Below are 14,782 nucleotides of genomic sequence, written 5' to 3'. Positions count from 1 at the left end.
CCACCATGACCTTTAACACCGTTATCGACTGGAACACCTGTAGCGCGGAACAACAGCGCGACCTGCTGATGCGCCCGGCTATCTCTGCCTCCGAAAGCATTACCCGTACCGTGGCTGAGATTCTGGACAATGTGAAAGCCCGTGGCGACGATGCCCTGCGGGAATACAGCGCCAAATTCGACAAAACCGAAGTCGGTGCGCTGAAGGTGAGCGAGCAGGAAATCACGGACGCCTGTAACCGCCTGGGCGATGACATTAAGCAGGCGATGGCGGTGGCGGTCAACAACATCGACACCTTCCACCGCGCGCAAGCCCTGCCCGTTGTGGATGTGGAAACCCTGCCGGGCGTGCGATGCCAGCAGGTAACCCGTCCGGTTGACTCGGTGGGTTTATATATTCCGGGCGGTTCCGCACCGCTGTTCTCTACGGTGCTGATGCTTGCCACCCCGGCGCGTATCGCCGGGTGTCGCAAGGTGGTGCTCTGCTCTCCACCGCCGATTGCCGATGAGATCCTCTATGCGGCGCAACTCTGCGGCGTTCAGGAGATTTTCAAAGTCGGCGGTGCACAGGCCATTGCCGCCCTGGCGATGGGTACGGAGTCTATCGCTAAAGTGGATAAAATCTTTGGTCCGGGTAACGCCTTTGTGACCGAAGCGAAACGTCAGGTCAGCCAGCGGCTGGACGGTGCGGCTATCGATATGCCGGCTGGCCCGTCTGAAGTGCTGGTCATTGCCGACAGCGGCGCGACGCCGGATTTCGTGGCCTCGGACCTGCTTTCCCAGGCAGAGCACGGCCCGGATTCGCAGGTGATCCTGCTGACGCCGGATGCCGGTATGGCAAAACGGGTGGGTGAAGCGGTCGAACGTCAACTTGCCGATCTGCCGCGTGCCGATACTGCTCGCCAGGCGCTCTCTGCCAGCCGTCTGATCGTCGCCCGGGATTTGGCGCAGTGTATCGCCATTTCCAATCTCTACGGCCCGGAGCACCTGATCATTCAAACCCGCAATGCCCGTGAGCTGGTCGACAGTATCACCAGCGCCGGTTCGGTGTTCCTTGGCGACTGGTCACCGGAATCCGCAGGTGATTACGCCTCCGGCACTAACCATGTGCTGCCGACCTACGGTTATACCTCTACCTGTTCCAGCCTGGGGCTGGCAGATTTCCAGAAGCGCATGACCGTGCAGGAGCTTTCCCGTGAGGGCTTCGCCTCTCTTGCCGCAACGATTGAAACGCTGGCCGCAGCCGAACGGCTGACTGCCCACAAAAATGCCGTGACGCTGCGCGTTGCCGCCCTGAAGGAGCAAGCATGAGTATTGAAGAGTTAGCCCGCGAGAACGTTCGCGCCCTGACCCCCTATCAGTCTGCCCGCCGCCTGGGTGGTAACGGCGATGTGTGGCTGAACGCGAATGAATTCCCTACCGCCGTTCATTTCGCGTTGAGCCAGCAGACGCTGAACCGCTACCCGGAATGTCAGCCGAAAGCGGTCATTGAAAACTATGCGGCCTATGCCGGTGTACAACCTGAGCAGGTGCTGGTCAGCCGCGGCGCTGATGAAGGCATTGAACTGCTGATCCGCGCCTTCTGCGAGCCGGGTAAAGACGCGGTACTCTACTGTCCACCGACCTACGGGATGTACAGCGTCAGCAGCGAAACATTTAACGTTGCGCTGCGTAAAGTGCCTACTCTGGAAAACTGGCAGCTGGATTTGCAGGGGATAGCCGACAATCTTGATGGTGTAAAGGTGGTGTTTGTCTGCAGCCCGAACAACCCTACAGGCCAGCTGATTAACCCAGAGGATATCCGCACTCTGCTGGAGATGACCCGCGGTAAAGCACTGGTGGTGGCCGATGAAGCCTATATTGAGTTCTGCCCGCAGGCGACTCTCGCAGGGTGGCTGGCGGAGTATCCGCACCTGGTGATCCTGCGTACGCTTTCAAAAGCCTTCGCCCTGGCCGGGCTGCGCTGCGGTTTTACGCTGGCCAATAAAGAGGTGATCGACCTGCTGATGAAAGTGATTGCCCCTTATCCGCTTTCGACGCCGGTCGCGGATATCGCCGCCCAGGCGCTGTCGGCAGACGGCATCACGGCCATGCGGAGTCGCGTGGCGCAGATCCTCGACGAGCGTGCGTATCTCGTCAGCCAGCTGAAAACCATCCCTTGCGTAGAGCAGGTTTTCGATTCGGAAACCAACTATATTCTGGCGCGTTTTACCGCCTCAAGTGCAGTATTTAAATCTTTGTGGGATCAGGGCATTATCTTACGAGACCAGAACAAACAACCCTCTTTAAGTGGCTGCTTACGCATTACCGTGGGTACCCGTGAAGAGAGCCAGCGCGTTATCGACGCCCTGAATGCGGAGAAAGTATGAGCCAGAAGTACCTCTTTATCGATCGTGACGGCACTATCATTTCGGAACCACCCAGTGACTATCAGGTCGATCGTTTCGACAAGCTGGCTTTTGAAGCCGATGTCATTCCGGTGCTGCTTAAGCTGCAAAAAGCCGGTTATAAGTTGGTGATGATCACCAATCAGGACGGCCTCGGCACGGATAGCTTCCCGCAGGCTGATTTCGACGGCCCGCACGATCTGATGATGCAGATCCTCACCTCTCAGGGCGTGGTCTTTGATGAGGTCTTGATTTGCCCGCACTTGCCTGCCGACAACTGTGATTGCCGCAAGCCGAAAGTGCAGCTGGTAGCGCAGTATCTGGCCGACACGGCGCTGGATAAAGCCAACAGCTATGTGATTGGCGATCGCGCGACGGACATTGAGCTGGCGACCAACATGGGCATTACTGGCCTGCGCTATCAGCGCGAGACCCTGAACTGGGCGATGATTGGCGAACAGCTGACCAAACGTGACCGCTACTCCCATGTGGAGCGCAATACTAAAGAGACGCAGATCGACGTCAAGGTCTGGCTGGATCGCGAAGGCAGCAGCAAGATCCACACCGGTGTGGGCTTCTTCGATCATATGCTGGATCAGATCGCCACCCATGGCGGCTTCCGCATGGAGATCGGCGTTAAAGGCGATCTCTACATTGACGATCACCACACCGTGGAAGATACCGGCCTGGCGCTGGGCGAGGCTCTGAAGCTGGCCCTGGGCGACAAGCGCGGAATCAACCGTTTTGGCTTTGTGCTGCCGATGGATGAGTGCCTGGCCCGCTGTGCGCTCGATATCTCCGGCCGTCCGCATCTGGAATATAAAGCCGACTTTACCTATCAGCGCGTGGGCGATCTGAGCACCGAGATGGTTGAGCACTTTTTCCGCTCCCTCTCCTACACCATGGGCCTGACGCTGCACCTGAAAACTAAAGGTAAGAACGATCACCATCGCGTGGAGAGCCTGTTTAAGGCCTTTGGCCGCACCCTGCGCCAGGCCATACGCGTGGAAGGCGATACCCTGCCGTCGTCGAAAGGAGTGCTGTAATGAACGTGGTGATCCTCGATACCGGCTGCGCCAACCTCAACTCAGTGAAATCCGCGATTGCGCGCCACGGCTACAATCCGCTGGTCAGCCGCGACCCGGATGTCGTGCTGCATGCGAGTAAACTCTTTTTACCTGGCGTCGGTACGGCACAGGCGGCGATGGATCAGATCCACCAGCGCGAGCTGGTGGATCTGATTAAAGCCTGTACCCAGCCGGTGCTGGGCATCTGTCTGGGAATGCAGTTGCTGGGACGTCGCAGCGAAGAGTCCAACGGTGTGGATCTGCTGGGCATTATCGATGAGGATGTGCCGAAAATGACCGACCACGGCCTGCCGCTGCCGCATATGGGCTGGAACCGCGTCTACCCGAAAGCGGGTGACCGACTGTTCCGCGGTATCGAGGACGGGGCATATTTTTATTTTGTGCACAGCTACGCGATGCCGGTGAACGCCAATACCATCGCCCAGTGCCAGTATGGCGAAGCCTTCACCGCCGCCGTGCAGAAAGACAATTTCTACGGCGTGCAGTTCCACCCGGAGCGTTCCGGGGCCGCTGGCGCGCAGTTGCTGAAAAACTTCCTGGAGATGTGATGATTATTCCCGCTTTAGATTTAATCGACGGCACGGTTGTCCGTCTGCACCAGGGCGATTATGGCCAGCAACGCGACTATGGCAACGATCCGCTGCCACGCCTGCAGGACTATGCTGCGCAGGGTGCAGAAGTGCTGCATCTGGTTGACCTGACCGGCGCGAAAGATCCGGCCAAACGCCAAATCCCGCTGCTGAAAACACTGGTCGCGGGCGTTAACGTCCCGGTGCAGGTTGGCGGCGGCGTGCGCACTGAAGAGGACGTAGCCGCACTGTTGGAAGCGGGCGTGGCGCGCGTAGTGGTGGGTTCTACCGCGGTAAAAGATCCCGAGACGGTACAAGGCTGGTTCCGCCGCTTTGGCGCTGACGCGCTGGTGCTGGCGCTGGACGTCCGTATCGACGAACAGGGAAACAAGCAGGTTGCGGTCAGCGGCTGGCAGGAAAACTCCGGCGTGACGCTGGAAGCGCTGGTCGATCGCTATCTGCCAGTGGGCCTGAAACATGTTCTTTGCACCGATATCTCCCGTGACGGCACGCTGGCCGGTTCTAACGTGTCGCTGTATGAAGAGGTCTGCGCCCGTTATCCGCAGGTGGCGTTCCAGTCATCCGGCGGTATTGGTGATTTGAATGATATCGCCGCCCTGCGCGGGACCGGGGTACGTGGGGTCATCGTTGGACGCGCCCTGCTGGAAGAAAAATTTACTGTGAAGGAGGCGATTCAATGCTGGCAAAACGGATAATTCCTTGTCTCGACGTGCGTGATGGCCAGGTCGTTAAAGGCGTGCAGTTCCGCAATCATGAGATTATCGGCGACATCGTTCCCCTGGCAAAACGCTATGCGGAAGAAGGTGCCGATGAGCTGGTCTTTTACGATATCACCGCCTCCAGCGATGGTCGCGTGGTGGATAAAAGCTGGGTTGCGCGCGTGGCGGAAGTGATTGATATTCCTTTCTGCGTGGCGGGCGGGATCAAATCTGCTGACGACGCGGCAAAAATCCTCACCTTCGGCGCCGACAAAATTTCCATTAACTCCCCTGCCCTGGCTGAGCCGGAGCTGATTACCCGTCTGGCCGATCGCTTTGGCGTGCAGTGCATCGTGGTCGGGATCGATACCTGGTTTGACGAGGCCACCGGCAAATACCACGTCAACCAGTATACCGGCGATGAGAGCCGTACCCGTGTCACCCAGTGGGAGACACTGGACTGGGTGCAGGAAGTACAGAAGCGCGGCGCGGGCGAGATCGTCCTGAATATGATGAACCAGGACGGGGTGCGTAACGGCTACGACCTGGCGCAGTTAAAGAAAGTACGCGAAGTATGCCATGTACCGCTGATTGCCTCAGGTGGTGCGGGCACCATGGAACATTTCCTTGAAGCCTTCCGCGATGCCGACGTAGATGGCGCGCTGGCAGCCTCGGTGTTCCACAAGCAGATTATTAATATTGGTGAGTTAAAAACGTTCCTGGCAAATCAGGGCGTGGAGATCAGGGTATGTTAACAGAGCAACAACGTGCGCAGCTGGACTGGGAAAAAACGGACGGTTTGATGCCAGTCGTAGTACAGCACGCGGTATCCGGTGAAGTGCTGATGCTGGGTTATATGAATCAGGATGCCCTGGCGAAGACCATCGATAGCGGCAAAGTGACCTTCTTCTCACGCACTAAACAGCGTCTGTGGACCAAAGGTGAAACGTCCGGCCATTTTCTGAATGTGGTCAGCATCACCCCGGACTGCGATAATGATACCCTGCTGGTACTGGTCAATCCCATCGGCCCCACCTGTCACCTGGGCACCAGCAGCTGCTTTGGCGACGCCAGCCACCAGTGGCTTTTCCTGTACCAGCTGGAACAACTGTTAGCTGAGCGCAAAACTGCCGATCCGCAAAGTTCCTATACCGCGAAGCTCTATGCCAGCGGCACCAAGCGCATTGCGCAGAAAGTGGGAGAAGAAGGCGTAGAGACAGCCCTGGCCGCCACCGTGAACGACCGGGCTGAACTGACGAATGAAGCCTCCGACCTGATGTATCACTTGTTGGTGCTGCTGCAGGATCAGGACTTAGATTTGACCACCGTGATTGAGAATCTCCGTCAACGGCACAAATAAAAAAACCGGGGAAACCCGGTTTTTTTTCAGCTTTTAAGCTCTGCTCTGGTAGTTGCGTAGGGCGTTACGTCCTAACACAATGCCGGAACCGACAATCCCGCCCAGCAGTACCGCCAGAACCAGTACCAACGAACGTTTAGGACTGTCACGACGAATCGGCAGGTCCGGCTTCATGACATAGCGATAGGCATGGATGGTTGTCGGATCGATTTTCAGTTTTTGAATATCGAGCAGTTTCTGTTTGTTCTGATAATAGCTGTCGGACAGCGTCAATGGACGTGAAGATTCATGGGCAATCATGGATTGCAGCGCTTCAGTCCCTAACAGGAACATCGTTTCTTGCGTAACGTCCTGAGTCTGCTGGATTTTTGGGGTGGCAATGTTGGCAGCTTCAGCATACTTCAGGGCTTCTGTGATTTGCTTGATTCGCACATCTTTTTGCTCCTGAGCGATGGTCTCCTGGTTACCCAGCACATCGTTCAAGCTGGTGACCTGCTGCTTGATGTTATCGTTCAGATCAACTTCCAGCTCTTTTTGAATTTGCTCATCAATCTGCTGAATATATTGCGCTACCTGCTTTTGCGCCGCTTCGGCTGAGCTACTCACATATTTAATGCTGAGAGGGATATCCTGGCCTTTAACGGTAGGCTCGATAGTCAGGGATTCCGGGACAGCACCGTTTTCCAGCGTCTGGGATAATGCGGAGAAGGAGGCGTTATAACGCGTGATTACGCTCGCCTGGATTTCAGTCAGTTTCGGCGCATTACTACCATAAAGGATATTCAGCGCGTTGCTGTAACTGCCAATTTGAGCGGCATCAGGTTGAGTGATGATCGCGGTAGATGTCCACTTCTCTTTGGCAAAGGCCAGGTACAGGCCAGCAATTATAAGGGCGATGGCGATAAACACAGCAATTAGCCATTTTCCACGCCACAGCTGTACCAATAGATCAATCAAATCAATCTGTTCAGGGTCATTGCTACGCATGACCGTGTTATTGTTGTTGTGCGTCATATAATCCTTAGAAGGCGAAAAAGCGCAAATAATAAAGTTTCAGATATAGTTTATCGATTGTTTTCGGATTTTCTATAGGAATCCGATTAGGCATATCGAAAATATGATGTTTGGATACCCTTCGCATCGCGTTATCATACCCCAAATCCGGTACTTAACGCACCGGACATGATACGTAACAGATGAGGACAGTTATGAAATTTCTGGTCACTGGCGCTGCAGGCTTTATCGGCGCTCATGTCAGCAAGCGGCTCCTGGATGCCGGACATCAGGTTGTGGGTATCGACAACCTTAATGACTATTACGATGTGAACCTGAAGCAGGCGCGTCTTGATCTGCTCACCTCCGCGAATTTTAGCTTCCATAAGCTTGAACTGGCCGACCGCGACGGTATGGCGGCCCTCTTCGCTACAGAAAAATTCGATCGGGTGATCCATCTCGCCGCCCAGGCTGGCGTGCGCTACTCCCTGGATAACCCACATGCTTATGCAGAAGCCAACCTGGTGGGGCATCTGAACGTACTGGAAGGCTGCCGTCATAATAAGGTGCAGCATCTGCTTTATGCCTCCTCCAGTTCCGTGTACGGTCTGAACCGTAAGATGCCGTTCTCAACGGATGACTCCGTGGATCACCCGGTTTCGCTGTACGCCGCGACCAAAAAAGCCAACGAGCTGATGTCACATACCTACTCCCACCTGTATGGTCTGCCGACGACTGGCCTGCGCTTCTTTACTGTTTACGGCCCGTGGGGGCGTCCTGACATGGCGTTGTTTAAATTCACCAAAGCCATGGTGGAAGGCAAAAGTATCGACGTCTATAACTTCGGCAAGATGAAGCGTGACTTCACCTATATCGATGACATTGCTGAAGCGATTGTTCGTTTGCAGGACGTTATTCCCCAGGCGGACAGTAACTGGACGGTGGAGTCTGGCTCCCCTGCGACCAGCTCCGCACCTTATCGTGTCTATAACATCGGGAATAGCTCCCCTGTTGAACTGATGGACTACATCACGGCGCTGGAAGAGGCGTTAGGCATTGAAGCTGACAAAAACATGATGCCGATCCAGCCCGGTGATGTGCTGGAAACCAGCGCAGATACCACGGCGCTGTATGAGGTTATCGGCTTTAAACCTCAGACCTCGGTGAAAGAAGGCGTTAAGAACTTCGTTGACTGGTATCGCGAGTTTTATAAGGTTTAAAAAAAAGCCCGGCATAATTGCCGGGCTTTTTTCTGCTGTTGATAAAGTCAGTCGTTACCAAACAGATCGCGGGTATAGACCTTGTCCGCCACGTCGGAGAGTTCTTCCGCCATTCGGTTAGAGATAATCACATCGGCCTCTTTCTTGAAGGCATCCAGGTCACGAACCACGCGGGAATGGAAGAATTCGTCTTCCTTCATCACCGGCTCATAAATGATGACCTGAACGCCTTTTGCCTTAATACGCTTCATAATCCCCTGAATGGAGGAGGCACGGAAGTTATCCGAACCGCTCTTCATAATCAGACGGTACACGCCCACAACTTTAGGGTGGCGCGCCAGAATGGAATCAGAGATGAAGTCTTTACGCGTGCGGTTAGCATCTACAATCGCAGAGATTAAGTTGTTCGGTACGGACTGGTAGTTAGCCAGCAGCTGCTTGGTATCTTTTGGCAAGCAGTAGCCACCGTAACCGAAGGAAGGGTTGTTGTAGTGGTTACCGATACGCGGGTCGAGGCAGACGCCTTCAATGATCTGGCGGGTATTCAAGCCCAGGCTCTCTGCGTAGCTGTCCAGCTCGTTAAAATAGGCAACTCGCATGGCCAGATAGGTATTGGCAAAGAGTTTGATGGCTTCCGCCTCTGTGGCGTCGGTATAAAGAACATTGATGTCCTTTTTAATGGCGCCTTCCTGCAGCAGGGCAGCAAACCGTTCCGCACGCTCGGAGCGCTCACCAATAACGATACGAGACGGGTGCAGGTTATCGTACAATGCCCTGCCCTCACGCAGGAACTCAGGTGAGAAAATCACATTATCGATACCCAGCTCTTCTTTGATCGATTGGGTGAAGCCGACAGGAATGGTTGATTTGATGATCATCACGGCATTCGGGTTAATCGCCGTCACATCCTTAATCACCGCTTCTACGCTCGACGTGTTGAAATAGTTCGTTTTTGGATCGTAGTCGGTTGGCGTGGCAATGATGACAAAATCCGCCCCGGTGTAGGCGTCAACTTTGTCAGTGGTCGCACGGAAATTCAATGGCTTATTCGTCAGATAATCCTGGATCTCTTTATCCACGATGGGCGAGATCTTCTGGTTCAACATATCTACTTTGGCCTGCACGATATCCAGGGCCACCACTTCATGGTGCTGCGCAATCAGGATCCCGTTAGAGAGACCCACATAACCTGTTCCTGAGATTGTTATTTTCATTGAATTAACGTCTTTAAGTTAAGTGTCGGGAGCGACAACCGCCCCACCGCTATAAGCAACTTTTGGGGTTTTTACCCCGTATGCTGAGTTGATGTCAAGGCGAATGGCCGGCTGCAGAAAGGAACAATTGTAGTGTTTTATGCTGCATTAACACTGCCCCGATGACCAGGGTTAGGCAACACGGGGATATTACAAATAAAAAAAACCCGGTGACATTCACCGGGTCTCGCTACATGACTGAGTTAAATCAGATTAATCCAGCCACTCGGTGTGGAAAACACCTTCTTTATCGGTACGTTTATAGGTGTGCGCGCCGAAGTAGTCGCGCTGCGCCTGAATCAGGTTCGCAGGCAGAACGGCAGCACGGTAGCTGTCGTAATAAGCGACTGCAGCAGAGAAGGTTGGCACCGGAATGCCGTTCTGTACCGCGTAAGCCACGACGTCACGCAGCGCCTGCTGGTAATCATCAGCAATCTGCTTGAAGTATGGGGCCAGCAGCAGGTTAGCGATGCCCGCGTTTTCAGCGTATGCATCGGTAATTTTCTGCAGGAACTGAGCACGGATGATGCAACCGGCACGGAAGATCTTCGCGATTTCACCGTAGTTCAGATCCCAGTTGTTCTCATCAGAGGCGGCACGCAGCTGAGAGAAGCCCTGCGCGTAAGAGACGATTTTACCCAGGTACAGAGCGCGACGGACTTTTTCGATAAATTCTGCTTTATCGCCAGCCAGCTGTGTTTGTGGACCGGTCAGCACTTTAGATGCCGCAACACGCTGCTCTTTCAGAGAAGAGATGTAACGCGCGAAGACCGATTCGGTGATCAGTGACAGTGGCTCGCCCAGATCCAGGGAGCTTTGGCTGGTCCATTTACCAGTACCTTTATTCGCCGCTTCATCCAGAATTACATCGACCAGGTATTTACCTTCTTCATCTTTCTTGGTGAAGATGTCTTTGGTGATGTCGATCAGGTAGCTGCTCAGCTCACCGTTATTCCAGTCGGTAAAGGTTTGCGCCAGCTCGTCGTTAGTAAGGTTCAGGCCGCCTTTCAGCAGTGAGTAGGCTTCAGCGATCAGCTGCATATCACCGTATTCAATACCGTTGTGAACCATCTTCACATAGTGACCCGCACCGTCTGGACCGATATAGGTCACACACGGTTCACCGTCTTCAGCAACGGCAGCAATCTTGGTCAGGATTGGCGCAACCAGCTCATAGGCGTCTTTCTGGCCGCCAGGCATGATAGATGGACCCTTCAGTGCGCCCTCTTCACCGCCGGAAACACCGGTACCGATGAAGTTGAAGCCTTCAGCTGACAGTTCACGGTTACGACGAATGGTGTCGTGGAAGAAGGTGTTACCGCCATCAATGATGATGTCGCCTTTTTCCAGGTACGGTTTCAGGGAGTCGATGGCCGCATCGGTGCCAGCGCCTGCTTTCACCATTAACAGGATGCGACGAGGGGTTTCCAGGGATTCAACGAACTCCTGCACCGTATAGAAAGGAACGAGTTTTTTGCCTGGGTTCTCGGCAATCACTTCTTCAGTTTTATCACGGGAGCGGTTGAAAACGGAGACGGTATAACCACGGCTTTCGATGTTCAGCGCCAGGTTGCGCCCCATCACTGCCATACCGACGACGCCGATCTGTTGTTTGGACATTACATACTCCTGTCAGGTGTGGTCACCGCGCCATATACGCGGCTTGAAATGTGGCTTAGATGTTAACTCAACGAGTGTTTTTTTTAAAAGATAATTTTTTTAATATTAACAATAGGAAATATATTAGTTATTTGTTGTTAATAAATGCTTTATGGTTTTATCCCAATCATAAAATTCATCATCTTTTTTCAAATTCACTTCATTGAAAACGGGTTTTCCATCCATTAAATCAACAAAAAGGTTTGCTAAATCCTCTGCGGAATAAGGATCAATGAAAGCAGCGCACTCATAATTACCCAAGGTTTCATGCGCATAAGGTAAATCAGCCAATATAATCGGCTTCGCATGCATCTTGGCTTCTGAAATGGGTAGGCCCCATGTTTCCAATAATGACGGGAATATTACGACATCACATTGATTATAAGCCTGTTCAACCTGGGCGAAGTTTAGCAGGCCAGTAAAATTAACACCTTCAACATGTTTATACTTATCTATTATATACTTTGAGAATTTATTCGTATCTTCTGAAAACGTTAACGTAAGCGTTAGCTTCCCTTTATGAGCAGGCGATTTCTCATTGAATAGCGAAAGGGCATCAAGCAGTAACTCAAAATTCTTAAACGTACGAGGCAATGCAGGATAGAAAAGATTTACCGTATGCTCAGGACTAAATGAAGGTTTCGTGTCATTAACAACAGGGCTAATTGGTCGAGAGACAATATACCGCTCGGCGCCTACATGATTTTTCAAATACTCGCCAAACCAACGCTGCTGCACAATGATGGCATCATTCTTTTTAATATTGATTTTGTAAAGTAGATTATAGAATTTAGAAAAAAGGAAGAATTTGGGTTCGTAAAGAAAATCTTTGAAATTAGACTTATAAACTGTAGAGCAGTTATGGCAATAAACAAATTGCTTTTTTACTGCGACATTAGGCGTGATATCGTGCATTGCCAACCAAACGTCTGCGCCCCATTTTTTACTCAAACCCTTACATGTAACAAGCTCAAAATAGAGTCTTTTGAGCCAGCTTTTTTTGATGTCAGGATATTCAATAAACGTAATGTTTTCGAAGACAAGATCATTGAACAATTCTTTTTTATGCACCAATGCATAAACGGTATCTTCAGGCGATGTATTCTTATCTAATGTTATCAATGCATCTCTGAATACTTTAAGCGTTCCCCCCTCTACGAGGTTAACGCCTGAAATAACTATAAACATAAATATTCCTTTCCGCCAGATTACACTTTTTTTGATAAATTACGATACATAAACATCGAAGATAACATCATAAACACATATGGATTTAAATACCCAGCACCACGGATGAAAAGTGGGATAATGAATGACAGTAAGAAACAATACGCTAACACATGCTGAGCAGAGTAGGATTTTTTCGAGTTAAACGAAATGAAAGACTTGATAAATTTAAGCGTAAATAAAATACAAAAAATTAAGCCAATCAGTCCAAATTCAGAAATAAACTTTGACGCTATAAATGATCCATCATACAAATTTAAATGTCCTGCCCCTAAGCTTTCCAGGACTTTTTGGCTTTCTCCAACGACGCCATTGTAGCCCATTTGCTGGAAGCCGGTCCCCAACCCTAAACTTTCAGTGAAGTTTAAAAATGCACGTTCCAGTCCAGAAAGATAGACCAGTACAGAAAAGTTAGTAGAGTTGGCAAAACTTAAGCGTGAGGAAAAGTATGTATAATCATAAGTAAATTGATAAAAGGTCCAGACAAACAACATTAAACAAAAAGCGACAGCGAAAGGTAAAATCCTGACCTTTTTAAGAGCGATTACGCAGAAGACCAAACCAACCAGTAAGGTCAAATTCTGTACCGCAAGTGCAATACTAAACGACACGATAAAAATGATTATCGTTGTTGTTCCTCTCGCATAAAACAATGCAAACGAGAAGAATGGCAAAAATATCAAGGCAAATGCAGAGGGTTCAGAGAAAAACACCATGCTTTTATCTTGCACTACTCCGCCAATGATTAGCACTGCTCCGACCATTCCAATGGCACAAAGAATGTAAAACATCCTAAATGAAGCTTTTTTAATAGTGGAGTCTGATAAATAGCTAATGTTATTTGCAAAACAAGATGCAAAGTAAACCATAAGCAGTAATGATACAACAGAGAAATATACTTTAATATTAAAGAGGTCTGCGATACCATTAACAAAGAAGCTAGAAATTATATTCAATATCAATATAAAAAAGACAAGTGCAATTGCTAAACGACAATCACGAGTTATCCATTTCAACCGCAAACAAACGAATAAAACAGTTAATGCGACTAACGTTGAAAGCGAGAAATTCCCGAGTCCTAATCTATAATAGATAAAATCAGGCGCAATAAACACAAGCATTAAAAAGAATAAAAAAGTATTCGTATTGTGAGGCCTAATATTATTTATAGTCATACATTAACTCAATTATTTTTTTCGCCCACGCATCCCAATTTAAATGACTATGATATCGTTCAAATGCATTATTTGAATAACGATTATAGTTATCAAAATTGTTTATTATTTCATAAATACTGTTTGCAAAGGCTTGTGAATCGGTTGGATCATCAATCAACAACCCAGTTTCACCTTCAACAACAATTGAGCTAATGCCACCTGTATTGGTTGCAACGACTGGCATTCCATAAGCCGCCGCCTCACAGAACACCATGCCATAGCATTCTGCTATTGTTGGAAGTAACAGTACATCTGATTTCATGAGAACATTTTTAAAAATAGTCATGTCAGATGGAATGTCTTTATTTAAGCGGCCCGTTACTTCAACCCAATCTGGAAGCTCGCTCGTTTCAGGAGTGCATCCACAAACAATAAGCTTAGCGTCAATATTTTTGCTTTTACGTAAATATTCAACTGCCTCTAACGCTACTTTTCCACCTTTACGTTCCCAGTCAACGCCCAGGAATAATAAGGTAAATGATTTATCATCATCTTGTGTTCTAATTTTCGGATGAGCATTAGGTTCTACTATATTAGCCCCCCACAGTAATTTTTTAACTTTTGACTCTGGTAATTTGTAATGTTTAACGCAAAATTCAGCAGCCCAGTCTGAAGGGAAGGAAACTATTGCAGCATTATTTAACGCAGCTCTTTCTATCTTGCTCCCCTGATAATGGAAAGAATCATTAATAGAATTAAAATTGCTATAGTATTTTTTCAGCTGGTCGTAGGTTGTGTCTGATAAATATAATATCGGAATATTAGTTTTCAAATGTGCTATTTGAGTAGAGCCTGCCGGCGCGATAATGAAATCCACATCTGATATTTTTTTTAGAATTTTATTAAACCGAAATGCGTACTCATACGATAAAATTGAAGAATAACTATAATCATAATTGATCCCAAACAATTTAAGAAACAGTTTAAATGCTTTCAAAAATGGTTTAGTTAACGAATTTATAGGACCAAGCACCTTAACATCAATATTATGTCTTTTTAACGCAGACAACATATAATAAGGCGTCCCTGACCAACTACCTGTTGAGGTGGGATCATAGGATGACAGAAATGCAACTTTCATCAATGTACTC

At 49.9% G+C, this 14,782-nt stretch carries 14 protein-coding genes; 8 read left to right on the top strand and 6 right to left on the bottom strand.

What is annotated here, in order from left to right:
* Positions 1-5: 5 nt before the first annotated feature.
* The 7 genes from hisD to hisIE are packed head-to-tail and all read left to right on the top strand — an operon-like array spanning position 6 to position 6,122.
* Entirely contained in the window at positions 6-1,310 is a 1,305-nt protein-coding gene (gene hisD, locus ACF8PE_RS11540) for a histidinol dehydrogenase (protein WP_077228056.1), read from the top strand.
* Entirely contained in the window at positions 1,307-2,368 is a 1,062-nt protein-coding gene (hisC, locus tag ACF8PE_RS11535) for a histidinol-phosphate transaminase (protein ID WP_392494872.1), read from the top strand. Before hisD ends, hisC begins: the two co-directional genes overlap by 4 nt.
* A complete protein-coding gene (gene hisB, locus ACF8PE_RS11530; RefSeq protein WP_032612338.1) occupies positions 2,365-3,432 on the top strand; it encodes a bifunctional histidinol-phosphatase/imidazoleglycerol-phosphate dehydratase HisB in 1,068 nt (355 codons plus the stop codon). The genes hisC and hisB overlap by 4 nt, the downstream gene beginning before the upstream one ends.
* Positions 3,432-4,022, top strand: coding sequence for an imidazole glycerol phosphate synthase subunit HisH (hisH, locus tag ACF8PE_RS11525; RefSeq protein ID WP_392494871.1), 591 nt, complete (start codon positions 3,432-3,434; stop codon positions 4,020-4,022). The genes hisB and hisH overlap by 1 nt, the downstream gene beginning before the upstream one ends.
* Entirely contained in the window at positions 4,022-4,759 is a 738-nt protein-coding gene (gene hisA, locus ACF8PE_RS11520) for a 1-(5-phosphoribosyl)-5-[(5-phosphoribosylamino)methylideneamino]imidazole-4-carboxamide isomerase (RefSeq protein WP_059307575.1), read from the top strand. The genes hisH and hisA overlap by 1 nt, the downstream gene beginning before the upstream one ends.
* Complete coding sequence (gene hisF, locus ACF8PE_RS11515; protein ID WP_059307574.1) at positions 4,741-5,517, top strand: imidazole glycerol phosphate synthase subunit HisF; 777 nt, start codon at positions 4,741-4,743, stop codon at positions 5,515-5,517. The genes hisA and hisF overlap by 19 nt, the downstream gene beginning before the upstream one ends.
* Complete coding sequence (hisIE, locus tag ACF8PE_RS11510) at positions 5,511-6,122, top strand: bifunctional phosphoribosyl-AMP cyclohydrolase/phosphoribosyl-ATP diphosphatase HisIE (RefSeq protein WP_059307573.1); 612 nt, start codon at positions 5,511-5,513, stop codon at positions 6,120-6,122. Before hisF ends, hisIE begins: the two co-directional genes overlap by 7 nt.
* A gap of 33 nt (positions 6,123-6,155) precedes the next feature.
* Here the strand turns inward: hisIE and wzzB are convergent, their stop codons facing one another.
* Entirely contained in the window at positions 6,156-7,136 is a 981-nt protein-coding gene (gene wzzB / locus ACF8PE_RS11505) for an LPS O-antigen chain length determinant protein WzzB (RefSeq protein WP_392494870.1), read from the bottom strand.
* A 194-nt stretch (positions 7,137-7,330) separates the two neighbouring features.
* Here wzzB and ACF8PE_RS11500 point away from each other — a divergent pair, with 194 nt between their 5' ends.
* Positions 7,331-8,335, top strand: a complete 1,005-nt coding sequence (locus ACF8PE_RS11500; protein ID WP_032612350.1) for an NAD-dependent epimerase — start codon at positions 7,331-7,333, stop codon at positions 8,333-8,335.
* Between the two features lie 47 nt (positions 8,336-8,382).
* Here the strand turns inward: ACF8PE_RS11500 and ugd are convergent, their stop codons facing one another.
* From ugd to ACF8PE_RS11475, 5 genes are all read right to left on the bottom strand, one after another.
* Entirely contained in the window at positions 8,383-9,549 is a 1,167-nt protein-coding gene (gene ugd, locus ACF8PE_RS11495) for a UDP-glucose 6-dehydrogenase (RefSeq protein WP_032612353.1), read from the bottom strand.
* A 252-nt stretch (positions 9,550-9,801) separates the two neighbouring features.
* Positions 9,802-11,208, bottom strand: coding sequence for an NADP-dependent phosphogluconate dehydrogenase (gene gndA, locus ACF8PE_RS11490; protein WP_032612355.1), 1,407 nt, complete (start codon positions 11,206-11,208; stop codon positions 9,802-9,804).
* Positions 11,209-11,331: 123 nt separating this feature from the next.
* On the bottom strand, positions 11,332-12,435 hold the full coding sequence (locus tag ACF8PE_RS11485; protein ID WP_059307572.1) for a glycosyltransferase: 1,104 nt from the start codon (positions 12,433-12,435) through the stop codon (positions 11,332-11,334).
* Between the two features lie 20 nt (positions 12,436-12,455).
* Complete coding sequence (locus tag ACF8PE_RS11480; RefSeq protein ID WP_059307571.1) at positions 12,456-13,649, bottom strand: hypothetical protein; 1,194 nt, start codon at positions 13,647-13,649, stop codon at positions 12,456-12,458.
* Entirely contained in the window at positions 13,636-14,772 is a 1,137-nt protein-coding gene (locus ACF8PE_RS11475) for a glycosyltransferase family 4 protein (protein WP_117385319.1), read from the bottom strand. The genes ACF8PE_RS11480 and ACF8PE_RS11475 overlap by 14 nt, the downstream gene beginning before the upstream one ends.
* Between the last annotated feature and the right edge of the window lie 10 nt (positions 14,773-14,782).

Origin of the sequence: Leclercia sp. GLN_9 (assembly GCF_043105735.1) — a bacterium.
GTDB lineage: Bacteria > Pseudomonadota > Gammaproteobacteria > Enterobacterales > Enterobacteriaceae > Enterobacter > Enterobacter adecarboxylatus.
This window is presented reverse-complemented; position numbering and strand designations above follow the sequence as displayed.